Genomic DNA, 22,348 nt, shown 5'->3' on the forward strand with positions numbered 1-22,348 from the left:
CCTTTCAGTAGGCGCCCGAGAGCAGCGTGCCGCCGCCCGGAACGCGGGTGTCGAGGTCGAGCGCCTTCAGCATCTGCCAGGTGGTGGCGATGGCGGCGGTGAGCACGGGCTTGCCGACGCGGGCCTCGACGGTGGAGACGGCGGGGAGCGAGGGCATCTGAACGCAGGCGGAGAGCACCACGGCGTCGACCTCGGAGGTGTCCATCTCGGCGACGATGCCGGGCAGGTTCATCGGGTCGTGGGCGGCGACGGCGAGGTTGTCGGCGATCTCGAGCGCCCGCCATGTGACGACCTCGATGCCCTCGTTGCGGATGTAGTCGACCACCATCTCGGTGAGGGGTTTCATGTAGGGGGCGACGACGGCGACCCGTTTGGCACCGATGGCCTTGATCCCCTCGACCAGCGCGCCGGCGGAGGTGACGACGGGGGCGGGGGCGTCGTTGCCTTGCGTTACCGCGTGGAGGCGTTCCTGCGAGGTGCGGTGGTAGCCGTGGCCCATGGACATGATGGCGACGAGGCAGGCGTAGCCCATCACGTCGACCTTGGCGTCGGAGAGTTCGAGGGCGCAGCGGTCGCTGTCGGCATCCATGGCCGCCAGCTCCTCCTTGGTGACCTTCTTCATGCGCATCCGCGAGGAGTGGAAGGTGAAGCGCTCGGGCGCCACCGTCTCGCGCGCCCGCAGGAGGGCGGGGATCTCGGTTTCCATCGTGACGTTGGACGACGGCACGATCTGGCCGATGCGGATGGGCTTCATGAAGTATGCTCCTCAATTGGTCGCGCCTAGGATGAAAGCGGTGGGGCGGGGTTGCAAGCAAAATATGATGTATACTCCCTTTATCCCGTCTGTCCGCTCGGGATCGGGTGAAATGGCTGACGGAATGGGCGTTACTGCCGGTTTTTGCCTGATTATTGTGCAAATGAGGCGGGTTTGAAGGGTGGGGATGGAAAATTCTTCAAATATGGGGTATGCTGCATAAATTGAGCGAAACGCCACCCACCGAACAGGGACCTGTGATCATGACAGCACCACTCCGCCTTGCCCTCGCCTCGGCAGCCCTTGCCGTAGCCGCCTCTGCCAGTGCCGCCCAGGAGGTGACATTGCGCCTCGGACATGTGGAGGCCCCGGCCTCGACCACCCATGTGATGCTGGAAAAGGTGGCTGAAATGGTCTCGGAAAAGACCGATGGCGCGGTGGCGCTGCAGATCTTCCCGCAAAGCCAGTTGGGGAGCCAGCGCGAAATGACCGAGGCGGTGCAGTTCGGGGCGCTTGACGCAACGGCGGGGCCGGTTGCCTTCATGGGCGGGTTCAACCCGGTGGCCTCGATCATGGACATTCCGTTCCTCTATCCGGCGGACCCGGAGAAGGCGCAGGCGATCCGCGAGAGCGGTTTCAGCGATGCCTTCTGCGAGAGCTTCAACAGCCGGGGCGTGACCTGTGTGTCGCATTATCCCAATGGCACCAAGCAGTTCACCTCCAGCAAGCCGATCGAGACGGTGGCCGAGTTCGAGGGGCAGAGCTTTCGGGTGATGGAATCGGCGGTGCTGGTCGAATCGATGGGGGCGATCGGGGTGAAGGGCGTGCCGATTCCCTTCGGCGAACTTTACACCGCGTTGCAGACCGGCGTGGTGGATGGCGAGGAGAACCCGCTGGATACGATCTTCAACATGAAATTCTTCGAGGTGCAGGACTATCTTGCGCTGTCCAACCACGGGGCCATCGAGAACGTGGTGCTGTTCAGCCCGATGGTGTGGACCGGCCTCGACGAGAGCCACCGCGAGGCGATCAGCTCCTCCCTGCAGGAGATCATTCCCGAAATGATGGCGCATAAGGCGGCAGCGGGCGAAACCTCGCTGGAGGCGATCCGCGCGGCGGAGGTGACGGTGATCGAGCCTTCGGCAGAGGAAATCGCGGCGCTGCGCGAAAAGATGTTCCCCGCTGCCCGCGATGCCTTTCTGGCGCGCTCGGGCGAGGAGGGGGCCAAGCTCTTCGAGGCCTATCAGGCCGCCTATGACGCCGTGATGAACTGAGCGGCAGGACAGGCCACCGAGAGGCAGCATTATGTCAAAAGCCCTGGACCTGCTTCGCCTTCTGGAGCGGACAACCCTTGTTGCACTGCTTCTCGGCATGACCGCCCTGTTTGCCTTCAACGTGCTGGTCCGCGAGCTTGGCGGCTCGCTGGCCGCCTCGTTTCACTGGATCGACGAGGTGGTGCGGGTGATGAACATCTTCCTCGTGTTCCTCGCCGCCGGGTTGGCGCTGGAGCGGGGCAAGCAGGTGGCGGTCGATAGCTGGCGCGACCGGATTGCCGCGCGGTCCGGCCTGCCGCTGCGCCGGATCATCGACGGGGTGGGGGCGCTGTTTGCGCTCTACATGGCCTGGCTGGCGGGGAATACGGCTGCTTTCGTCTTTGCCAGCGGGCAGCAGAGCGCGACCTTGCCAATGCCGATCGGCTGGATCTACGTGGCGCCCTGTGCCGGGTTCATCCTGCTGGCGCTGCGTTACGGGGCGAGCCTGTTCGGGGTGATCGACCGCTATGCGCCGAGTGGGGAGCTGCCCGAATGATCCCCGGCGTCGCCATTGCCCTGCTGGCGGTGATCCTGCTGATTGCGGGTTTCGAGATGCTGATGGTGCTGGCGATCCCGACGCTGGCGCTGAAGGCGGGGTTCTTTCCGGGGATGCCGGACCTGATCATCGCGCAGAAGGTGACGGGCGGGATCAACCAGTCTTTGCTGCTGGCGATTCCGTTCTTTCTGTTCGCTGCCGAGCTGATGGGGCGGGGGCAGATTGCCGGGCGGCTCACCGGGCTGGTGCGCGCGCTGGTGGGCCATGCGCGGGGCGGGATCGGCTATACCACCATCGGCGGGGCGATGGGCTTCGGCTCGGTTTCGGGCTCGGCGCCGGCCACGGTGGCGGCGATGGGGCATATCCTCTACCCCGAGCTGCGCCGCGCGAAGTTCAGGGACAAGTTCTCGCTCGGGCTGATCGTGTCGTCGGCCGAGACGGCGCTGCTGATTCCGCCCTCGATCACCCTCATCGTCTACGGCTGGATCACCGGCACCTCGATCACCGCGCTCTTTGCCGCCGGGCTTTCGGTGGGTGTGGTGATGGGGCTGGCCTTTGCCGTGCTCACCGCCATCGAGGCCCGCCGCACCGGGGTGCAGGGCGATCCGCGCGCCACGCTGGGCGAGATAGGGCAGGCGCTGGCCGGGGCGGGCTGGGCGCTGGGGATGCCGGCGCTGATCCTCGGCGGCATCTATGGCGGGATCTTCACCCCGACCGAGGCCGCCGTGGTGAGCGTGGTTTACGCTATCGTGGTGGAGATGTTCGTTTACCGCAGCCTCGATCTGCGCGGGATGATCGAGGTGGCCGAGAAGGCGGCGATCCAGAACGCGGTGATCTTTCTGCTGCTGGCGCTGGGCACGCTGCTCTCCTATTTCATCACGCTGCTCCAGATTCCCAACATGCTGGTGGCGCTGGTGACGGATGCCAATGCCGGGCCGATCCTGTTTCTGATGGTGGCCAACGTGGCCTTCATCATTGCCGGGATGTTCGTGGACCCCAATTCGATTCAGCTCATCCTTGTGCCGGCGCTGTTTCCGGTGGCGCAGAGCCTGGGGATCGACCCGGTGCATTTTGGCATGATCGTCGCCGTCAACGTGACCCTCGGCATGGTCACGCCGCCCTTCGGGCTGGACCTGTTCGTGGCCTCCTCGACCCTGCAGAAGCCGGTGGCCGAGATCATTGCGGGCATATGGCCCTTCATCATCGTCAACCTGCTGGTGCTGCTGCTGATCACCTACGTGCCCGGCATCGCAACCCTCGTGCCCGACCTGATCCTGTAGCCGGAAAGGCTGAGAAAAACCTTGCTGCGCGAAAAAGAGAAGTATACTGCATATTATGACACGCCCACCCGACGACAGAGAACAGGAAGGCCAGATGACCCCCAAGATCACCTTTGAAGAGCACTTCATGGCGCCGGGCTTCGAGAAGCATTCGGCCGCCTTTCTCAAGCTGATCCCCAAGGTGCAGGCCGAGCGGCTGATGCAGCGGCTGGGCGATTTTGACGGCGAGCGGATCGAGCTGATGGACAGGGGCGGGATCGTGCGCACGGTGCTGTCGCTCACCGGGCCGGGGGCGCAGGGCGAGCCTGCCGAGACGGCGGTGGAGGCGGCGCGACAGGCGAACGACTTTCTTGCCGCCAAGGTGGCGATGCGGCCCGAGCGGCTTTCGGGGCTTGCCAGCCTGCCGATGCACGACCCGGAGGCGGCGGTGGCCGAGTTGCAGCGGGCGGTGAAGGAGCTTGGCTTTCTGGGCTGTCTGGTGAACGGCCACACCCATGGCACCTATTACGACGCGCCGGAATACGATTTGTTCTGGGCCGAGCTGGAGCGGCTGGGCGTGCCCTTCTACCTGCATCCGACCAATGCCTATGCCACCCCCTATGTGCTCGAGGGCATGCCGGTGCTGCATGGCGCCACATGGGGCTGGGGCGTAGAGACGGGCAGCCATGCGCTGCGGCTGCTCTTTGCCGGGGTGTTCGACCGCTTTCCGGGCGTGAAGATCGTGCTCGGCCACATGGGCGAGGCGCTGCCCTTCCTGCGCTGGCGCTACGATTCGCGCTTTGGCGCCTATCCGATGGGCGTGGAGCTGGCGCTGCCGCCGTCGCAGTATTTCACCCGCAACATCGTCATCACCACCTCGGGCGTCTGCTCGCACCCCTCGCTGATGGGGGCGCTGGGCGAGATGGGGGCGGAGGGTGTGATGTTTTCGGTCGACTACCCCTATGAGGACACGGAGGCGGCGGTGGAGTTCATCGAGACCGCGCCGCTGGACGAGGCGACGCGCCGGCTTGTCTGCCACGACACCGCCGCCGCGCTGATGGGGCTGCCGCTGATCGGGGCCGGGTCATGAGCTTTCAGTTCACCAATATCCCGGCGGGGCAGGTTCATGCCGAGGGCTCGATGGCGGTGGAGGTCGACGGGCTGCGGCTGGCGCTGTTTTCGCTGGATGGCGAAATTTATGCGACCGGCAACATCTGCACCCATGCCTTTGCCCTGCTGACCGACGGGCATGTGGAGAACGGCTGCGTGGAGTGCCCGCTGCACCAGGGGCTGTTCGACATCCGCTCGGGCAAGGCGCAGGGCACGCCGGTGACCAAGGACATCGCCACCTATGCGGTGAAGATCGACGAGGGGATCATCTGGGTCGATACCGAGCCGAAGGAGGTGGAGGGCGCGGCTGGCGCGGGCGCGGCGAAGGGGCCGGCGAAGGATTTTCGCCGCCTCGTGATCGTGGGCGCCGGGCAGGCCGGGGCCGAGGCGGCGCGCGGGGCGCGGGCCGAGGGGTTTGCCGGGGCGATCACCCTGTTGGGCGACGAGCCGCACCCGCCCTACGAGCGCCCGCCGCTGTCGAAGGATCTGCTGCTGGGCAAGTCGACGCTGGCGGAGGCGCATGTGTTCGAGCCGGGCGAGGCGGAGGCGCTGGAGCTGGACATGCGGCTCGACACGCCGGTGGCCGGGATCGACCGCGCGGCGCGCAACGTGGTGCTGGAGAGCGGCGAGACGCTGCCCTACGACATGCTGGTGATCGCCACCGGCGCGGCGGCCCGCGAGATTGCGCTGCCGGGCGCGGAGGCGGTGACGCTGCACTACCTGCGCGACCTTGCCCATGCCGAGGCACTGGGACGCGCGCTGAAGACCGCCAGATCCGTTGCCGTGATCGGTGGCGGCTTCATCGGGCTGGAACTGGCCTCCGCCGCCCGCGCGCTGGGCCTGAAGGCCACGGTGATCGAGGCGCAGGACAGGCTGCTGAAACGCCTGCTGCCCGCCGAGGCGGCCGAGTTCCTTGGCTGGGTGGCGGAGCAGAACGAAGTGGACCTGCGCCTTGGTGCGGGCGTGGGCGCGGTTGGCCCCGAGGGGGTGACGCTGGCCGATGGCAGCATGGTCGAGGCCGATTGCATCGTGGTCGGCGTCGGGGCGGTGCCACGCGACGCGCTGGCCCGCGCGGCCGGGCTGGCGGTTTCGGACCGCGGCGGCGTGCTGGTGGATGCGCAGAACCGCACCTCCGATGCGGCGATCTACGCGGTCGGCGATGTGGCGGTGATCCGCGACGAGCTGTCGAGCGCCGAGAGCCGGGTGGAAAGCTGGCAGCACGCCAACCTCTCCGCCGCGCGCACCGCCCGCGCCATTGCCGGGACGCCGCAGGCGCGGCCCGAGATGCCGTGGTTCTGGTCGGATCTTTTTGGCGGCACGCTTCAGATCTACGGCGCCATCGGCCCGGAGCTGACCTGCATCCGCCGCGATGGCGAGGCGCCGGTGTTCCTGTGTCTTGACGGCGAGAGCCGCGTGGTGGCGGCCATCGACTTTGGCGACGCCGAAACCCTGCGCGCCGCGCGCGCCCTGATTGAAGGCGGCCAGCCGGTTGATCCCGATGTTCTGGCCGACCCCGCAACCAACCTTTCCGAGCTGGAGGATGACGAGATGAAGATGCTGCCGATCGAGAAGCGGTTTGCCTGGCCTGCCGAGGGCCTCGGCCGGGTGCCCGACTGGGCCTATACCAACAAGGAAATCTACGACCGCGAGATCGAGCGCATTTTCCACGGCAAGACTTGGAATTACGTGGGGCTCGAGGCCGAGGTGCCCAATTCGGGGGACTTCGTACGCTCCTACGTCGGGCCGACGCCGGTGGTGATGGTGCGCGACGAGGAGGGCGGGATCAACGTGTTCGAGAACCGCTGCTCGCACCGGGCGGCGGAGTTCTGCCGCGAGCTGCGGGGCAATACCGAGGAGTTCGTTTGCCCCTATCACCAGTGGAGCTACGACCTGAAGGGCAACCTTGCGGGCGTGCCGTTCCGGCGGGGCGTGAACGGGCAGGGGGGCATGGGCCCCGACTTCCGCCCCGAGAACCACGGGGTGAAGAAGCTCTACACCACCCAGCGCAACGGCGCGGTCTTTGCCTCGTTCAGCCCCGATGTGGAGAGCTTCGAGGAATACCTGGGCGAGGAGATGCTGACCGATTTCGACACCGTCTTTTCGGGCCGCAAGCTGAAGGTGTTGGGCCACTACCGCCACACCCTGATGGGCAACTGGAAGCTCTACCCCGAGAACCTGAAGGACCCTTACCACGCCACCCTGCTGCACACCTTCCTCGTGACCTTCGGGTTGCTGGTGGCCGGCAACAAGTCGGCCATGATCGTCGATCCGCGCGGGCGGCATTCGACCATGGCCTCGGCCAAGAGCGACAATGCGGTGTCGGAGGAGAACAAGGCCGAGATGCGGGCCTATCGTGACGGGCTGACGCTGGAAGACCCGCGGCTGATGGATTTCATCCCCGAGTTCGACAGCCCCTGGTCGGTGACGATGCAGGTGGTCTGGCCGGGGCTGATCGTGCAGCGCGAGATGAACACGCTGGGCGTGCGCCAGATCGTGCCCAACGGCCCCAACGAGTTCACGATGGTCTGGACGATGTTCGGCTACGAGGACGACGACGAGGAAATGGAGCGCCACCGGCTGCGGCAGGGCAACCTGATGGGGCCTGCGGGCTTTCTCGGGCTGGAGGACAACGAGGCGATCAAGTTCGTGCAGGACGGGATGCTGAACTCGACCGGCGGCGAGCACCTCGTGGTGCTCGACCCGGATGTGCCTGCCGGCACCTCGGAAACCCTGATTTCCGAAGCGGCGATCCGGGCGATGTACAAGCACTGGAGACAGGAGATGGGCCTGTGAACATGGCAGCCAAACCGACCCCCGAGGAGGCCGACCAGCGCCGCGTGGCGCGGCTCGATATCGAGGAGTTCAACGCAGAGTACTGCGCCGTGCTCGACGATGGCGATCTCGAGGACTGGCCCGAGTTCTTTACCGAGGACGCCTTTTACAACATCACCAGCCGCGAGAACTTCGACCATGGCCGCCCGGTGGGGCTTGTCTATTGCGAGAGCAAGGCGATGCTGAAGGACCGGGCGCTGGCGATCTCGAAGACTTCGATGTTCGGGCCGCGCTATCTGCGCCACTACATGACCAACACCCGCGTCACGGGCATCGAGGCGGATGGCACGATCTGCGCCGAGGTGAACTACATCCTGATCGAAACGCTGGCCGAGCTGCCCGAGGGGCGGTTGCACCAGGCCGGGCGGATGATTGACCGGTTCCGGCGGCAGGAGGACGGGAGCCTGCTGCTTTCGTCGCGGATTGCCGTCTACGACACGCTGCTGGTGCCCAATGCGCTGGTGCTGCCGGTGTAGGCGGGCGTCGGAGAGCAAACAAAAAGGGGCGGCTCCGGTGCGGGGCCGCCCCTTTTGCTTTGCGGGTGGGTTCAGCGCTTGCGGAACCAGCCCTTCACCACGGCCTTCATCACGGCCCAGGCGCTGACGCCCTTGCTTTCGCGGGCCTCGCCGCCCGAGAGCACGGCGTCGCAGTTGGCGACGAATTCGCCGAGAATGTAATCGACGAGGCCGTTCACCAGCTCGGGACGGTTGAACTGGCCGAGCATCCCCTCGATGCGGAAGCGGAAGGCGACGTCGACTGTCGAGGTGTCGGCGGCGGCTTCGGCCACCTTGAAGCTCAGCGCGCCTTCGACGTTGCTCTGCCCGCCCCGGTCCTTGCCGCGCCCGGTGACGCGGCCTTCGCGGGCCGGGTCGTCGGCGGTGAAATCGCCCTGGCCCTCGAAGCGGGCCGAGATCGGGCCGAAGCGCACGCCGACGTGGCCGGTGAAGGACTTTCCATCGGTTTCGGCCAGCTCGGCGCCGGGAAGGCAGCGGGCGACGGCGGGGAGGTCGGAGAAGAGGGCCCAGACATCGGCCGTGGGGTGGGCGAGGGCGACCTGGCGGCGTACCACGGTCCAGCCGTCCTCGACGGTGGCGGAGCCGGTGGGGGCCTCGGCCACGGCAGCGGCCTCGGCGCGCGGCTCGAAGGGGGTGAAGCCGCGGGCGGGCGGCGTGGCATCGGGCGGTTGGGGCAGGGGCGGGATGCCGGCGGCGTCGCGCTCTTCGATCACCTGAGCGATGGAGGCGACGATGCCGACGTAGCCGGTGCAGCGGCAGAGGTTGCCGGAGAGTTCGTTGCGGATGCGGGTCTCGTCGGGCGCGGGCAGGCGCTCGACCAGATCGCGGGCGGTGGCGAGCATTCCGGGGGTGCAGAAGCCGCATTGCAGGGCGTGGTTGCGGGTGAAGGCGGCGCGGAGCCTGTCCATCAGCGCATCGCCCTGCCAGCCTTCGAGGGTCTGCACCTCGGCGCCGTCGCAATCGGCGGCGAAGGTGATGCAGGAGCGGGTGGGCCTGCCGTTGACCATGACGGTGCAGGCCCCGCAGACGCCCTGTTCGCAGGCGAGGTGGGTGGCGGTGAGGTCGAGCTTGTCGCGCAGGATCTCGGCAAGCTGGGTGCGGGGCGTGGCCAGCACGTCGGCGGCTTCGCCGTTGACGGTGAGGCGCAGGGCGAGGGGGGCCTCGGGGGCGGCGACATCTGTGGGGGAAAGCGGCTTGTTCATTGGGCGATGACCTTGTCGATGGCGCGGGCGAGGGAGGTGGTGAGCTGGTGCAGCTTGACCCGGTCGGCGCCGGGCAGCGCGGCGGCGAGCGCCTCGGTGATGCGGGCGGGCGCGGGGGCGGTGGCGCTGCGGGCCAGATCGGCGGCCAGCTCGGGCAGGAGCAGCGGCGCGGCGCCGGTGGCTCCGGCGACAATGCGGGCGTAGCCGCTGGCGGGCTCGATCACCACCGCGCCGATGGCGTCGGCAAACTCGCCGACCTTGCGGCAGATCTTGTGGTAGCCCCAGAGCGGCGCGCGCAGGGGCGCGGCGATCTCGACGGCGGTGATGAACTCGCCGGGCGCGAGGGCGGTGCGGTAGGCGCCCTGCATGAAGCCGCGCATCGGCGTTGCGCGCGCGCCGCTCGCGCCTTGCAGGCGCAGGGTGGCGTCAAGTGCGGTCATGGTGGTGACCCAATCGGCTGCCGGGTCGGCATGGGCCAGCGAGCCGCCGAGGGTGCCGCGATTGCGCACGGCGCGATAGGCGATGCCGCGGGCGACGTGGCGCATCATCGCGGGCAGCTCGACCGGGCTGTCGCCATCCTCGATGCGGGCGTGGATGACGCCTGCGCCGATCACCAGCGCGCCGCCCTCTTCGGAAATCTCCGCTTGCCCGGGAAGGGCCGCCAGGCCGACGAGCTTGGCCGGGCGGGCGAGGCGCAGGTTGAGCATCGGCCCGAGGGACTGGCCGCCGGCGATGATCTTGGCACTCTCGCCTGAGAGCCCGGCGCTGACGGCGGCCGCGGTGTCGGGGCGGATGTGGGAGAAGGGGGCCGGTTTCATGCGCTTGCCTCCTTGGCGGTGCGGGCGTCGAGGATGGCCGAGAGCACCCGGTGCGGGGTGGCCGGAATTTGCGTGAGTTCCACGCCGAGCGGGGAGAGCGCATCGTTGATGGCGTTCACGATGGCCCCGGCGGGCGCGATGGCCGCGCCTTCGCCCACGCCCTTGATCCCGTGGCGGGTGTGGGGCGAGAGGGTTTCGGCATGGCCGAGGCGGAAGTGCGGCAGCTCCGCCGGGCCGGGCAGGATGTAGTCGGCGAGGGTGGAGGTGAGGGGCTGGGCGGAGGCATCGTAGAGCGCCTCCTCGAAGAGCGCGGTGCCGATGCCCTGCGCCGCGCCGCCGTAGCTCTGGCCGTCGAGGATGAGCGGGTTCACCCGGCGGCCGCAGTCCTCGAAGATCACGTAATCGAGGATCTCGGTGCGCCCGGTGGCCGGGTCGACCTCGACCAGTGCGGCATGGGTGGCATAGGTGAAGACGCCGGTGTCGATGTCGGGCTTGTAGCCTTCTGTCACCTCCAGCCCGGCGGTGTTCACGTCATCGGGCAGGCGGTCGGGATGGAGATACCAGGCCGAGGCGATCTCGGCGAAGGAGGCGGAGGCGAGGCCGTTGGTGACGGCGCCTTCGCGGATCTCGACCTCTTCGGGGGCGCATTGCAGCAGGTGGGCGCCGTGGACCCTGACCCGGCGGGCCAGTTCCTCGGCGGCCTTGGAGACCGCCCCGCCGGCCATGACCATGCCGCGTGAGGCATAGGCGCCGGTGGAATAGGGGGTGAGGCCGGTGTCGCCCATGGTGACCTTGACCTGATCGAGCGAGGTGGTGAGCCACTCGCAGGCAACCTGCGCGATCGTGGTTTCAAGCCCCTGCCCGAAAGAGTGGTTGCCCGAGCGCACCTCGAGCGTGCCCGAGGGGGTGAGCTTGACGCTGGCCTGCTCGTAGCCCGGCACCAGCGGCAGGCCCCATGAGGCGAAGACCTTGGTGCCATGGGCCGATTGCTCGGTGAAGCTGGCAAAGCCGAGGCCGAGATAGCGGCCTTCGGCGCTGGCGGCCTTCTGGCGGGCGCGCACGGCGGGCACGTCGATCAGCCGGGCGGCCTCGCGGGCGGCGGCGGGGTAGTCGCCGCTGTCGTAATACTTGCCGGTGATGTTGGTGTAGGGCATCGCGCCGCCCTGCACGAGATTGAGGCAGCGCACCTCGAGCGGGTCACGGCCCACGGCGCGGGCGATGGCATCCATCGTCAGCTCCATGGCGAAGCAGACGCCGGGCCGGGCGACACCGCGATAGGGGGTGAAGCCGGGTTTGTTGGTGGCGACCGAATAGGTGCGGCAGGAGTAGGCACCAATGTCATAGGGCCCCGGCAGGTTGCCGCCCGCCTGCGCCGCTTCGAGGCATGCGGTGAAGGGCCAGACTGAGTAGGCGCCGATATCGACCCAGATATCGGCATCGAGGCCCAGAAGACGGCCCTCGTCATCGGCGTAGGCGGTGATCTTGTAGCTGTGCTGGCGGGTGTTGGCCCCGGCGGTGAGATGCTCGCGGCGATCCTCCGTCCAGCGGATCGGGCGGTCGACCTTTCGGGCGACCCATGCGACCGAAAGCTCCTCGGGCTGGAGGACGCATTTGTAGCCGAATCCGCCGCCGACATCGGGGGCGATCACCCGCACCTCGGATTGGTCGAGGGCGAGGCATTCGGACAGGCCGGTGCGGATCAGGTGGGGGACCTGGGTGGAGGTGTAGACCACGAGCTGGTCGGCCTTGTGGTCCCAATGGGCCAGCACGCCCTTGCCCTCCATTGGGTTCATCGCCTGGCGCGCGGTTTCATACTCGCGTTCGATCACCACGCTGGCCTTGGCCCGGGCCTCGGCAAGGTCGCCGTCGTGGCGGGTGGTGAGAAAGAGATTGTCGCCCCAGTCCTCGTGCAGCAGGGCGGCGCCTTCGGCCAGGGCGGTCTGCACGTTGGGGATGGGGGGCAGGGGATCGAGATCGACCAGCACCGCCTCGGCCAGATCCTCGGCCTCGGCGCGGGTGGGGGCGATGCAGATGGCGATGCATTCGCCCACGTAGCGCACCTTGCCCTGCGCCAGCGCCGGGTAGTCGGAGACCTTGTAGCTGGGCAGGGTGGATTCGCAGCGGATGGGCTTGAGGTCAGCCATGTCGGCGGCGGTGAAGACCCGCCCCTCGGCGCCTTCGGGCTTGGTGATGGAGGTGATCCGCGCATGGGCCAGCGGGCTGCGCACGAAGGCGGCCTCCCAGCCCCCTGCGAGCTTGATATCGCCCACGAATTGCGCCCGCCCCTTGAGGTGCCTTGCGTCTTCCTTGCGCGGTGCCCGCGCCCCGATTCCCGCTCCGGTCCCTGATTGCATGTTGCGCGCTCCGTTTGGCTGGCTTTGCACCCGTGCCGCCTTGTGCCGGGGGGTGGGTGCGATATTATGGGGAGTATACGTCGTAAAGTAGGTCCGGCAAGTCCGGACTTCTCGGAGGCCAGTTCATGGTGTTTTATGACCCAATAAGAAGTGCACTCCAGAAAGGAGTAATATGACAGTTAATTCGGCAGAGACAGGCGAGCCCGGTGGTGAGCAGGATAGCCCGTTCGGGCAGAAGAGGTATGACGATCTCTGGGGGCGCCCGGGATACCTGGTGCGGCGTCTGCACCAGATTCACATTGGTTTGTTTGCCGAGGCCTGCGCCGGACTGGATCTGACGGCGGTGCAATATGCCATGCTTTCCGTGCTGTACGGGGGCGACGAGTTTGACCAGCTGTCGCTGTCGAAGGCGGTGGGAATCGACCGGACCAGCGGGGCGGACGTGATCAAGCGGCTGGTGCGCCGGGGTCTTGCCACGCGCACCCCCTCCGAAGCGGACCGCCGGGCGCGGGTGGTGAAGATCACCGAGGAGGGCCGCGAATTCGTGCGCCGGGTGCGCCCGATGATGGAGGAGGCGCAGGACAAGTTCATTGCCCCGATCTCGACCGAGGAGTGCGAGGTCTTCATGGGGATTCTGCGCAAGCTGATCGAGGCCAACAATAGTGCGTCGCGGGCGCCGATGAAGTGAACCGGGCGGGCCGGGCGCGGGGATTTTGCCCCGCTTCACCCGGCCTGACCGCCCCCCGAGAGGCGTGTTCGGCGCCGTAATAGGGGGCATACTGAATAATAATGCGATTATTTTTCAGGCAGTTGTGGAAATCTCGGGCGGTTGGGTGAAATTCACCCTTTGAGGATCAAAAATAACGAAGCATACTCCGTAAAACGCGAACGGAGATATGATGACTTACCCACAGACGAACGTCTGGAGGCAGGGACAGAAGACCCCCTGTGTCCGGCGCGACTTGCAGGCCGAGCGGGCAGGGGCGCCGACATGACGCTCTTTGCCCAATTCTTTCTGACCGGCATCGTGACCGGCTGCTTCCTGATCCTCGCCACCATCGGCTTTTCCTTCACCCGCCGGGTCGAGGGCTTTTTGAACATTGCCCACGCGGAGCTGCTCGGCGTGTCGGCCTTCACCACATGGGCGCTGAACAAGCCGCTGGGGGTGAACATCTTCGTTGCCGCGATCGTGGCCATCGTCTTTACCGCCTGCGTGGGGCTGGTGATCGGGCGGGTGGTTTATGATCCGATCCGGCGGTTCGGCCCCTCGGTCATGCTCATCACCTCCGTCGGCGTGGCCTATGCGATCGGCGGGACGGTGGATGCGCTGATCGGCACGGGGATCCGGACGCTCGATATTCCGCTGGCCTCGAGCTACCGCTTCTGGGGGCTGCGGATCACCGACTACCAGATCCTCGTGGTGGTGCTCGCCATTCTGGCCAGCGCCTCGCTGGCGATTTTCCTCAACAAGACGAGCACCGGCCTTGCGATCCGGGCGATGTCGGCCAATCCCGACCTTGCAGCCTCGCGCGGCATCGACGTGCGCAAGACCAGCCGGGCGACATGGCTCATCTCCTCGGGGATGGCGGGGATCGCGGGGGTGATGCTTGGCGTCATCGCCACGCTCTCCACCGACATCGCCTTTCACCAGATCCTCCAGATCCTCGCCGTGGCGATCCTTGCCGGGCTGGGCTCGCTCTATGCGGTCATCCTCTCGGGGCTGATCGTGGGCGTGGCGATGGATGTCTCGGTGTTCTGGATCCCGGCGGGCTACCGCCCGCTGATCGCCTTTGCGGTGGTGATCCTTGTTCTTCTGGTCCGGCCGCAGGGCCTTGCAGGGAGCGCGTCTGCCAAATGATCTACTCGCTTGTCCTCTCGACCCTGATGTTCGGCGCCATGTTCTCGGTGCTGACCGTCTCGCTGAACCTTCAGTATGCCCGCGGCGGCATGATCAACTTCGGCACGGTGGCCTACTTTGCGGCCGGCGCCTATGCCTATGCCATCGTCACCCAGGAGCCGCCTTCGGGGCTCGACCAGTATGCGGTGGGGCTGAACGCGCCATGGTGGGTCGGCTTTCTCGTGGCCGGGCTGGCGGCGATGCTCTTTGCGCTCATCACCGGCTGGCCGACGCTGCGGCTGCGCGGGGAATACCTTGCGCTCACCACCTTCGCCTTTGCCGAGGTGCTGCATTCGGTGCTGCTGAACGAGCGCCGCATCGGCAACGGCAGCGTCGGCATGGCCAATGTCGAGCGGCCCGACCCCTCGGTGATCGGGCTCGACGACACGCTGGCCTATGCGATTGCCGCCTGCCTGCTGCTGCTGCTGACGGCATGGATCTTTCATCGCCTGCTCTCCTCGCCCTATGGCCGCCTTGTCGACGCCACCCGCGACGACGAAGTGGCCGCCGAGAGCGTGGGCAAGCAGACGGCGCGGGTGCGGTTGCAGATCTTCGTGATCTCGGCGATCCCGATCGGCTTTGCCGGGGCGCTCTACGCGATGATCACCACGCTGGTTGCGCCGGCGCTGTTCACCGCGGAGATCACCTTTTTCGTCTGGATCGCCCTCGCGCTGGGAGGGGAGCGCACCATCCTTGGCGCGATCCTCGGCACGCTGGCGCTGGTGTTCTTTCAGGAGGCGGTGCGGATGATCCCCTTCGAGACAGTGCGCTCGGCGCAGATTGCCGCCTCGGTGGAGGAGGTCATCACCGGCATTCTCTTCATCATCGTGTTGCGCTGGCAGCCCTGGGAAAAACTTTCGCGGAGGGCCGAGGCATGAGCGATACGATCCTGCAACTTGACGGCGTGGTGAAGGAGTTCAACGGCTTCCGCGCCGTGGGCGGCGAGGCCGGGCTGACCTTCGATCTGAAGCGCGGCGGCTTTCTCGGCCTGATCGGGCCGAACGGCGCGGGCAAGTCGACCACCTTCAACCTGATCTCGGGCGTTCTCACCCCGACCATGGGCAAGGTGACCTTCGACGGCACCGACCTCTCGGCGCTCTCGATCGCCGAAACCGCCGCGCTCGGCCTCGGGCGCACCTTTCAGACGCCCCGCGCCTTCGAAAGCCTCAGCGTGATCGACAATGTGATGGTCGGGCTGGAGCATGAGGCGGAGGGGCCGCTGGCGGCGCTTCTGGGCCGCTGGACCCAGGCCGAGAAGGCGCTGACCGGCAAGGCGGAGGCGGCGCTGGAGCGGGTCGGGCTGATGGCGCGGCGCAACGACAGCGTGTCCAACCTGTCGGGCGGCGAGCTGCGGATGCTGGAGGTGGCGCGCCAGCTTGTGCGCGAGCCGCAGATCCTGCTGCTCGACGAGCCGACGGCCGGGGTCGACCCGACCCTTCAGGGCAAGCTCTCCGCCATTCTCGCAGAGCTGCACGCTACCGGCACCACGCTGATCGTGGTCGAGCACAACCTCGGCTTCCTGATGCAGCTGGCCGACAGCATCGTCGTGCTGCAGAACGGGGCGCTTCTGGCAAAGGGCACCCCCGACGAGATCCGCAGCGACCCCGAAGTGATTGCCGCCTACCTGGGAGCCGACCATGAAGCTTGAAGTGAACGGGCTGCACAGCGGCTATGGCAAGGTGACGATCCTGCATGGCGTCGATCTGGTGGCCGAGCCGGGAGAGATCACCTGCGTGCTGGGCCCCAACGGCGCCGGCAAATCGACCCTGATGAAGACCATCGCGGGCCATCTGCCTGCCAGCGCGGGAGAGATCGCCATCGAGGGCGCGCCGCAGGGCGGGCTGACAGCGCTGAAGGCGATCCGCGCGGGCATCGGCTATGTCGCGCAGGAGCACAACACCTTTGGCGAGATGACGGTGCGCGACAACCTGCTCGCCTCCGGCCTGTCGTTTCCGGGCAGCGAGGCGCTGATCGAAGAGACCTACCGGCGCTTTCCGATCCTGAAGGAGCGGGCGCGGCAGCAGGCCTCGACCCTTTCGGGCGGCGAGCGGCAGACGCTGGCGATTGCCAATGCGCTGCTGGCCTCGCCCAGACTTCTGATCCTCGACGAACCCACCGCCGGGCTCGCGCCGATCTTCGTCGACCGCATCGTGGACTGGATCTGCGAGCTCTCGGCGGGCGGCATGAGCGTGATCTGGGTGGTCGAGCAGAACCCCGAGAAAATTCTGAAGATATCGCGGACCACCTGGATGCTCGACGCCGGGCGCAACCGCGAAACCCTCCCGAGCGAGGCACTGCTCGAACCGGGGCGGCTGGAGGCCATGCTTCTGCAGGAGCACTGAGCCGAGATGCAAACCCGTCCGTCCGGCAGGCCGGGCGGGCACCTTGAACAAAAGCCAAAACCAGCAAGGAGAGACCAGAGATGACTTTCAGCAAGACAATGACCGCCGTGACGGCGCTTTCGGTGGCCTTCGGCGCCGCTGCCCCTGCCTTTGCCGAGGGCGAGGGTGTGACCGTGGGCGTGCTCGTGCCGCTCACCGGCGAGCTTGGCGAGTTCGGCAAGATCGTGGCCGATGCCGTGCAGCTCGGCGTTGACGAGATCAACGCGGCCGGTGGCACCAAGTGCGGCCCGCTGACCATTGCCGTGGCAGATACCGGCGGCAGCGCCGAGCAGGCGATCCGCGAGGCCACCAAGATGATCGACACCGAGGGCGCCGTTGCCATTCTCGGGCCGGCGTCGGGCGAGATGGTGGCGCTGGTCGATCTGGCCAAGCGGAAGATGACGCCGATGATGTCGCCCTATGCCGGGACCATCACGCTGAACGAGATCGGCGGCGATTACGTGTATCGCACCGTGTCTTCGGATCTTGGCGACGGCGCGGCCTCGGGCCTGTGGCTGACCGAGAAGGGGTATCAGCGCGTGGCCTTCCTGGTGCAGAACGAGGAATCCACCATCTCCCCGGCCCAGGTGGCCAAGGAGGCCGTGGAGGCGGCCGGGATCGAGCTGACCGACTTCATCATCTACAACCCCGGTCAGCCCTCCTACCAGGCCGAGCTGATCTCGGTGCTCGCCAACAACCCCGATGCGATCTACCTCGCGGGCGGGCAGGAATCTGGCGTGACGGTGCTCAAGGAGGCCGCTTCGGGCGGGTTCGAGGGCGAGTGGCTGCTGACTGCGGATCTGGCGGTGCCGGAGGTCTTCACCTCGGTCGATCCGCGGATCCTGAACGACAAGGCCTATGTCGAGATTGCCGAGGCCGACGGCTCGCTGCCCGAGTTCAAGGCCTTCTCGGAGCTGACCATGGAGAAGACCGGTGAGGCCCCAGGCCCCTTTGCCGCCAACTCCTACGACATGGCCATGCTGACCGCGATCTCGCTGGAAGCGGCCGAGGGCTGCACCGGCGAGGCGCTGAATGCGGTGCTGCGGGATGTGACCGAGGGCGGCGAGAAGGTTTCGACCTTCGCGGCGGCCAAGGAGGCGATCGCGGCTGGCAAGGACGTGGACTACGAGGGCGCGTCCGGCCCGCTGACGCTGGACGAGAGCGGCACGCCGGCCGGGGCCTACATGGTCAAGAAGGCGGTCGATGGCGCCTGGGTGGATGACACCTTCTACCCGGCCTCCGCCTTCGAGTGATCTCGGATCGGCGCAATGAAAGGCGGGCCGTCAGGAAACTGGCGGCCCGTTTTTCGTGCGCGGTGGCGGCGGGCCTCATCCGCCCTGCGGCGCGGTGTAGCCGGTCATTTCGAGGTAGCCGCGGCCCTGGTGGCTGCCGGTGATGGCGACCGGGCCTTCCCAGTAGGGGAAGGAGACCTCCATCCAGGCGTCATCGCGCAGGGCGTCGATTTCGACGTCGAGAGATTGGGCCGGCAGCTCGACGCGCCAGCGGGTGGGCGGCGCGCTGCCCTCCAGCGGGGTCAGGCGCAGCGCGCCATCGCCGTAGGGGATGGGGGTGCCGTCGGGGGCGATCCATGTGGCGGAGGTGAAGGTGGTGGCGTCGGTGGCGCGCAGGGCAAAGCCCATGAGGCGGGCGCCGGTGGTGAAGGTGAGCGAGATCCAGTCCCATCCGGCCTGGTTCTCGGCGAGGGGCTGGGAGGACCATTCGCGGTCGAGCCAGGCATTGCCGGTGACGGGGATCTCGCCGCTGGGGAGGGTGAGGGCGCCGGTCACCTCGTAGAAGGGTTGCGAGTAGTAGTGGCTGGCCTGACCGCTTGGGGATTTGACCGAGTAGCCCTTGTCGCCCTGAAGCACGAGCGGGCCGGTGGCTTGCAGTTGCAGCTTATAGGCGAAATCGGGGGCGGAGGCGGTGAGGCTCAGCGCGTCGAGCTCGTCGCCGGTGCCGGAGCCGTTGGCGACCATGTGCCAGTCGTCGATCCAGGCGGCGAAGGGGGCGGCGGTGACGCCGGCCTGCCCGATGCCGCCCCGCGCCCGGCGCTCGGTGGAATAATGGGCGTTTGGCGTGGTGAGGGCGGCGTGGGCCATCCAGATCTGCGGCGAGGACCAGCCTTCGGCTTCTGCGGGGGCGAGGGCGGAGCGGAACAGCGTCCACTGGATGCCGTAGGGGGTGCCGTCGGGGCCGGTGAGGGTGGCGGTGAGATACCACCACTCGATGCGGAAATCGGGGTGGGGGCCGTGGTCGGCGGGGAATTGCAGGCGGGTGTCGGGGGAGGGCAGGGCGAAGCCGGAGGCATCGGTGCCGAGGCCGGCGAAGCCTTGGGCCGTGGCGGTGAGGGGCGCGGCGGCGAGGGTGGAGAGCCCGGCGAGCAGGGCGCGGCGGGAGAGGGGGGCGTTGGGCGATGGCGGGACAAGTCCCGCCCTACGCTGGGCAAGCTGCGGTTGGGGGCTGGGGCGCGGCGGGACAAGTCCCGCCCTACGCTGGGTGAGCTGCGGTTGGTTGCGGGGGCGCGGCGGGACAAGTCCCGCCCTACGGGTGTGGTTCATCTTTCGCTCGCGGAGGTTTTGAGGACGGCGGAGGGCTGGGTGCGGTGGAGGTTGATCACCGGCGCGGCGCAAGTGCGGGTGGCGTGGGCGGAGAGCCCGGTGCGCGGGGTGCGGTGGGAGAGGCGGGCGTTGGGCGATGGCGGGACTAGTCCCGCCCTACGCTGGGTGAGCTTCGGTTGGGTGCTCGGGAGCGGCGGGACAAGTTCTGCCCTGCGGTTGTAGTTCATCTTTCGCTCCCGGAAGTCTTGAGGGCGGTGAAGCTTGATCACCGGCGCGGCGCAAGTGCGGGCGACGTGGGCGGAGAGCCCGGCGACCGTGGCGAGGCGGGAAAGGCGGGCGTTGGGCGATGGCGGGACAAGTCCCGCCCTACGCCGGGTGAGCTGCGGTTGGTTGCGGGGGCGCGGCGGGACAAGTCCCGCCTTACGGATGTGGCTCATCTTTCGCTCGCGAAGGTCTTGAGGAAGGCGGAGGGCTGGGTGCGGCGGAGCTTGATCACCGGCCAGGCGCAGGCGAGGGCGGCGGCGGCTATGGCGGTGGCGAAGAGCAGCGCCCATTGGCCGGGGAAGAGGAACATCGGCAGGCGCCAGCCGAAGGCTTCGGTGTTGACGACCGCAAGCAGCGCCCAGGCCAGCGCGAGGCCGAGGGGCAGGGCAAACAGGGCCGTGAAGGCGGCGAGGGCGAGGGTGCGCAGCGCCTCCAGCGCGGCAAGGCGGGCGCGGGTGGTGCCCATGGCCCAAACCGGGGCGATCTGGGGCAGGCGCATGGTGGAGAGGGTGAGCATGGCCGTCAGGATCGCCAGTGCCGCGACGCCGAGGGTGAGGGCGTTCAGCGCCGCCGTCACGGCGAAGGTGCGCTCGAAGATGGCCAGCGAGTAGGCCTTGATCTCGGCGTTGGGCACGAGGGCGGTGGGGGGCAGGCCGAAAGTGTCGGTGAGGGCGGCGGTGAGGGCCGGGACATCGGAGGGCGCGACGCGCAGGCCATAGCGGAGTTTGGGCACGTTGGGAAAGCGGGCGGTGAGGGCCTCGGTGGAGGTGATGGCTTGGGGCGCTGGGTTTCCGTAGTCGGAATAGGTGGCGACGATCTCGGCGCGCCAGTCGGGTGCGAGCTGGAAGGTGTCACCCGGGGCGAGGGCGGCGCGGCGGGCGAGTTGTTCGTTGATCATCACCGCATCGCCGGTGGCGAGCCTGTTCCACGCGTCTGGGACGGCGGTGAGGAGGGGCCAGTTGTTGCGGTAGGTTGCGTGATCGGCCACGCCGTAGAGCTCGCCGGTGCCCTGATCGGCCAGCGGGATGTCGACGTGCCAGATCGGCAGGGTGGCCTGCACCTCGGGGCGGGTGTCGAGGAAGGTGCGCAGGCGGGTGGCTTCCTCTTCCGAGCGGGCGGTGACGTAGAGCTCGGAGACGAGGCGCTGGTCGAGGAAGCCGGTGAAGGTGAGGCGGAAGGAGCTGACCATGGTGCCCACGCCGATGTTGGTGGCGAGTGCCAGAAGCAGGGCCATCAGTGCGAGGCGGAGGCCGGGGAGCTGCTGGCGGGCGTCGGCCCAGAGCCATTGCGAGAGCGGGCGGCGGGCAAGGCCTTGGGCGGCGGCGAGGAGCGCGGCGAGCAGGGCGGGCAGGGCGAGGGCGGCGCCGAGCAGCAGGCCGCCGAGCAGGGCGAAGCCGCCGGGCAGGCCACCGACCAGCGGCACGGCGGCGGCGCCTGCTGCGGCCAGTGCAACGCCTGCGGCGGCCTGTAGCGCGAGGTTGCGGGAGGAGGCGCGGGCCCAGGCGCGGGGCTTGGCGGAGGCGAGGATGGGCAGGCGGGCGAGCGCGAGCAGCGAGCCGGTGCCGGCCGCGAGGGTGCCTGCGAGGGCGATGGCCAGCCCGGTGGCCGCCCAGGCCGGGCGGAAGGCGAGCTGGCCGGGCAGCGCTGCGCCGTAGAGGCCGCGCAGGGAGGCGGAGACGTCGGGCAGCAGCGCGGCAGCGGTGACATGGCCGAGGGCGAGGCCCGCGCTGCCCGCGACGAGGGCGAAGGCGGTCAGCTCGGCCAGCGTGAGCGCGGCGAGCAGGCGGGTGGAGAGCCCGAGGGCGCGCAGGGTGCGGAACATCGGGCGGCGCTGCTCGAAGGCCAGCCCGATGGCGCCGTAGGCGATGAAGAGGCCGACGGCGAAGGAGAGCATCCCGAAGGCGGTGAGGTTGAGGTGGAAGCTGCGGGTGAGCCGGGCGATCTCGGCCCCGCCCTGCGGGCGGGTGCGGGTGAGGCCGGGGGCGATGGTTTCGAGCTTCGGGCGGGTGAGGGGCTGGGCCGTGTCGGCGGCGATCAGCAGGTGGGTGATGGCGCCGGAGGGGGCACGGGCCATGGCGCCGTCGATGGTGGTGATGAGGGTGTCCGGGGGCAGGCCGGGGGCCGGGGTTGCCTTTGGCGCGCGGGCAAGGGTTTCGGGCGCGGCCCATGCGGGGGGCGGCAGGGTGATGAGGGCGGCGGGCGGCATCTGCGCGAGGGTGGGCGCCAGCGCGGGGAGGCTGCCCATGGGGAGGGTCAGGAAATCGTAGCCCTTGACGGTGAGGCCCTCGGGCGTGGTGCCCTCCCAGACCGGGGAGACCTGCCAGCCCGCGCGGCGGAGGTCGAGGAATGTCTGCATCGGGATGCGGCCTGCCGGGGCGGTCAGCTGGTCTGGGGTGTCGGGGGAGAGGGTGGCCTCGGAGGCGGCATAGGAGGCGCGGGCCTCGGCGTTGATCGCCTGCACGGCGGAGAAGAGGGCGGTGGCCAGGGCGATGCCGAGCAGGAGCGTGGCGAGCTGGCCGGGGTGGCGGCGCCAGTGGGAGAGCAGGGCGGCGAGGGCGGCGCGGGTCATGGCAGCGTGCCACGGTGGCGGGCTTG

At 68.1% G+C, this 22,348-nt stretch carries 18 protein-coding genes; 12 read left to right on the top strand and 6 right to left on the bottom strand.

The window, feature by feature from the left end:
- Positions 1-4: 4 nt before the first annotated feature.
- Positions 5-706 (bottom strand): maleate isomerase, encoded by a 702-nt coding sequence (gene ndpH, locus GTH22_RS00955; RefSeq protein ID WP_252947545.1) that lies wholly within the window; start codon positions 704-706, stop codon positions 5-7.
- A 311-nt stretch (positions 707-1,017) separates the two neighbouring features.
- Here ndpH and GTH22_RS00960 point away from each other — a divergent pair, with 311 nt between their 5' ends.
- The 6 genes from GTH22_RS00960 (at position 1,018) to GTH22_RS00985 (ending at position 8,240) form a co-directional block, all read left to right on the top strand.
- On the top strand, positions 1,018-2,028 hold the full coding sequence (locus tag GTH22_RS00960; protein ID WP_252942676.1) for a TRAP transporter substrate-binding protein: 1,011 nt from the start codon (positions 1,018-1,020) through the stop codon (positions 2,026-2,028).
- 97 nt (positions 2,029-2,125) lie between these two features.
- Complete coding sequence (locus GTH22_RS00965; protein ID WP_252942677.1) at positions 2,126-2,563, top strand: TRAP transporter small permease; 438 nt, start codon at positions 2,126-2,128, stop codon at positions 2,561-2,563.
- Positions 2,560-3,843 carry a TRAP transporter large permease gene (locus GTH22_RS00970; protein ID WP_252942678.1) on the top strand — a complete coding sequence of 428 codons (1,284 nt, stop codon included), beginning with the start codon at positions 2,560-2,562 and terminating at the stop codon, positions 3,841-3,843. The genes GTH22_RS00965 and GTH22_RS00970 overlap by 4 nt, the downstream gene beginning before the upstream one ends.
- Positions 3,844-3,937: 94 nt before the next feature.
- Positions 3,938-4,912, top strand: coding sequence for an amidohydrolase family protein (locus GTH22_RS00975; RefSeq protein ID WP_252942679.1), 975 nt, complete (start codon positions 3,938-3,940; stop codon positions 4,910-4,912).
- The gene (locus tag GTH22_RS00980; protein WP_252942680.1) at positions 4,909-7,725 is read left to right on the top strand and encodes an FAD-dependent oxidoreductase; all 2,817 of its coding nucleotides are present in this window, start codon (positions 4,909-4,911) and stop codon (positions 7,723-7,725) included. Before GTH22_RS00975 ends, GTH22_RS00980 begins: the two co-directional genes overlap by 4 nt.
- A gap of 2 nt (positions 7,726-7,727) precedes the next feature.
- Positions 7,728-8,240, top strand: coding sequence for an aromatic-ring-hydroxylating dioxygenase subunit beta (locus GTH22_RS00985; protein WP_252942681.1), 513 nt, complete (start codon positions 7,728-7,730; stop codon positions 8,238-8,240).
- Positions 8,241-8,311: 71 nt separating this feature from the next.
- Here the strand turns inward: GTH22_RS00985 and GTH22_RS00990 are convergent, their stop codons facing one another.
- Genes GTH22_RS00990 through GTH22_RS01000 form a run of 3 tightly spaced genes read right to left on the bottom strand, consistent with a single transcriptional unit; the run spans position 8,312 to position 12,653 of the window.
- A complete protein-coding gene (locus tag GTH22_RS00990; protein ID WP_252942682.1) occupies positions 8,312-9,481 on the bottom strand; it encodes a 2Fe-2S iron-sulfur cluster-binding protein in 1,170 nt (389 codons plus the stop codon).
- Positions 9,478-10,299 carry a xanthine dehydrogenase family protein subunit M gene (locus tag GTH22_RS00995; RefSeq protein WP_252942683.1) on the bottom strand — a complete coding sequence of 274 codons (822 nt, stop codon included), beginning with the start codon at positions 10,297-10,299 and terminating at the stop codon, positions 9,478-9,480. The genes GTH22_RS00990 and GTH22_RS00995 overlap by 4 nt, the downstream gene beginning before the upstream one ends.
- Complete coding sequence (locus tag GTH22_RS01000) at positions 10,296-12,653, bottom strand: xanthine dehydrogenase family protein molybdopterin-binding subunit (protein WP_252942684.1); 2,358 nt, start codon at positions 12,651-12,653, stop codon at positions 10,296-10,298. The genes GTH22_RS00995 and GTH22_RS01000 overlap by 4 nt, the downstream gene beginning before the upstream one ends.
- Before the next feature lie 172 nt (positions 12,654-12,825).
- Here GTH22_RS01000 and GTH22_RS01005 point away from each other — a divergent pair, with 172 nt between their 5' ends.
- The 6 genes from GTH22_RS01005 (at position 12,826) to GTH22_RS01030 (ending at position 18,184) form a co-directional block, all read left to right on the top strand.
- Entirely contained in the window at positions 12,826-13,341 is a 516-nt protein-coding gene (locus tag GTH22_RS01005) for a MarR family winged helix-turn-helix transcriptional regulator (RefSeq protein ID WP_252942685.1), read from the top strand.
- Between the two features lie 303 nt (positions 13,342-13,644).
- Positions 13,645-14,511, top strand: coding sequence for a branched-chain amino acid ABC transporter permease (locus GTH22_RS01010; protein WP_252942686.1), 867 nt, complete (start codon positions 13,645-13,647; stop codon positions 14,509-14,511).
- On the top strand, positions 14,508-15,428 hold the full coding sequence (locus GTH22_RS01015) for a branched-chain amino acid ABC transporter permease (protein ID WP_252942687.1): 921 nt from the start codon (positions 14,508-14,510) through the stop codon (positions 15,426-15,428). Before GTH22_RS01010 ends, GTH22_RS01015 begins: the two co-directional genes overlap by 4 nt.
- Positions 15,425-16,198: an ABC transporter ATP-binding protein gene (locus GTH22_RS01020; RefSeq protein ID WP_252942688.1), complete on the top strand. Its 774-nt coding sequence runs from the start codon at positions 15,425-15,427 to the stop codon at positions 16,196-16,198. Before GTH22_RS01015 ends, GTH22_RS01020 begins: the two co-directional genes overlap by 4 nt.
- On the top strand, positions 16,188-16,892 hold the full coding sequence (locus tag GTH22_RS01025) for an ABC transporter ATP-binding protein (RefSeq protein WP_252942689.1): 705 nt from the start codon (positions 16,188-16,190) through the stop codon (positions 16,890-16,892). The genes GTH22_RS01020 and GTH22_RS01025 overlap by 11 nt, the downstream gene beginning before the upstream one ends.
- An 80-nt stretch (positions 16,893-16,972) precedes the next feature.
- Positions 16,973-18,184, top strand: a complete 1,212-nt coding sequence (locus GTH22_RS01030) for an ABC transporter substrate-binding protein (RefSeq protein ID WP_252942690.1) — start codon at positions 16,973-16,975, stop codon at positions 18,182-18,184.
- Between the two features lie 75 nt (positions 18,185-18,259).
- Here the strand turns inward: GTH22_RS01030 and GTH22_RS01035 are convergent, their stop codons facing one another.
- Positions 18,260-19,489, bottom strand: a complete 1,230-nt coding sequence (locus tag GTH22_RS01035) for a lipocalin-like domain-containing protein (protein ID WP_252942691.1) — start codon at positions 19,487-19,489, stop codon at positions 18,260-18,262.
- A 433-nt stretch (positions 19,490-19,922) separates the two neighbouring features.
- Positions 19,923-22,322 carry an FtsX-like permease family protein gene (locus tag GTH22_RS01040; RefSeq protein WP_252942692.1) on the bottom strand — a complete coding sequence of 800 codons (2,400 nt, stop codon included), beginning with the start codon at positions 22,320-22,322 and terminating at the stop codon, positions 19,923-19,925.
- Positions 22,323-22,348: the final 26 nt, after the last annotated feature.

Origin of the sequence: Oceanicola sp. 502str15 (assembly GCF_024105635.1) — a bacterium.
GTDB lineage: Bacteria > Pseudomonadota > Alphaproteobacteria > Rhodobacterales > Rhodobacteraceae > Vannielia.

Coding starts and splice junctions, on each gene's coding strand:
- ndpH (WP_252947545.1), bottom strand. CDS start 706: ATGGAAACCGAGATCCCCGCCCTCCTGCGGGCGCGCGAGACGGTGGCG.
- GTH22_RS00960 (WP_252942676.1), top strand. CDS start 1,018: ATGACAGCACCACTCCGCCTTGCCCTCGCCTCGGCAGCCCTTGCCGTA.
- GTH22_RS00965 (WP_252942677.1), top strand. CDS start 2,126: ATGACCGCCCTGTTTGCCTTCAACGTGCTGGTCCGCGAGCTTGGCGGC.
- GTH22_RS00970 (WP_252942678.1), top strand. CDS start 2,560: ATGATCCCCGGCGTCGCCATTGCCCTGCTGGCGGTGATCCTGCTGATT.
- GTH22_RS00975 (WP_252942679.1), top strand. CDS start 3,938: ATGACCCCCAAGATCACCTTTGAAGAGCACTTCATGGCGCCGGGCTTC.
- GTH22_RS00980 (WP_252942680.1), top strand. CDS start 4,909: ATGAGCTTTCAGTTCACCAATATCCCGGCGGGGCAGGTTCATGCCGAG.
- GTH22_RS00985 (WP_252942681.1), top strand. CDS start 7,728: ATGGCAGCCAAACCGACCCCCGAGGAGGCCGACCAGCGCCGCGTGGCG.
- GTH22_RS00990 (WP_252942682.1), bottom strand. CDS start 9,481: ATGAACAAGCCGCTTTCCCCCACAGATGTCGCCGCCCCCGAGGCCCCC.
- GTH22_RS00995 (WP_252942683.1), bottom strand. CDS start 10,299: ATGAAACCGGCCCCCTTCTCCCACATCCGCCCCGACACCGCGGCCGCC.
- GTH22_RS01000 (WP_252942684.1), bottom strand. CDS start 12,653: ATGCAATCAGGGACCGGAGCGGGAATCGGGGCGCGGGCACCGCGCAAG.
- GTH22_RS01005 (WP_252942685.1), top strand. CDS start 12,826: ATGACAGTTAATTCGGCAGAGACAGGCGAGCCCGGTGGTGAGCAGGAT.
- GTH22_RS01010 (WP_252942686.1), top strand. CDS start 13,645: ATGACGCTCTTTGCCCAATTCTTTCTGACCGGCATCGTGACCGGCTGC.
- GTH22_RS01015 (WP_252942687.1), top strand. CDS start 14,508: ATGATCTACTCGCTTGTCCTCTCGACCCTGATGTTCGGCGCCATGTTC.
- GTH22_RS01020 (WP_252942688.1), top strand. CDS start 15,425: ATGAGCGATACGATCCTGCAACTTGACGGCGTGGTGAAGGAGTTCAAC.
- GTH22_RS01025 (WP_252942689.1), top strand. CDS start 16,188: ATGAAGCTTGAAGTGAACGGGCTGCACAGCGGCTATGGCAAGGTGACG.
- GTH22_RS01030 (WP_252942690.1), top strand. CDS start 16,973: ATGACTTTCAGCAAGACAATGACCGCCGTGACGGCGCTTTCGGTGGCC.
- GTH22_RS01035 (WP_252942691.1), bottom strand. CDS start 19,489: ATGAACCACACCCGTAGGGCGGGACTTGTCCCGCCGCGCCCCCGCAAC.
- GTH22_RS01040 (WP_252942692.1), bottom strand. CDS start 22,322: ATGACCCGCGCCGCCCTCGCCGCCCTGCTCTCCCACTGGCGCCGCCAC.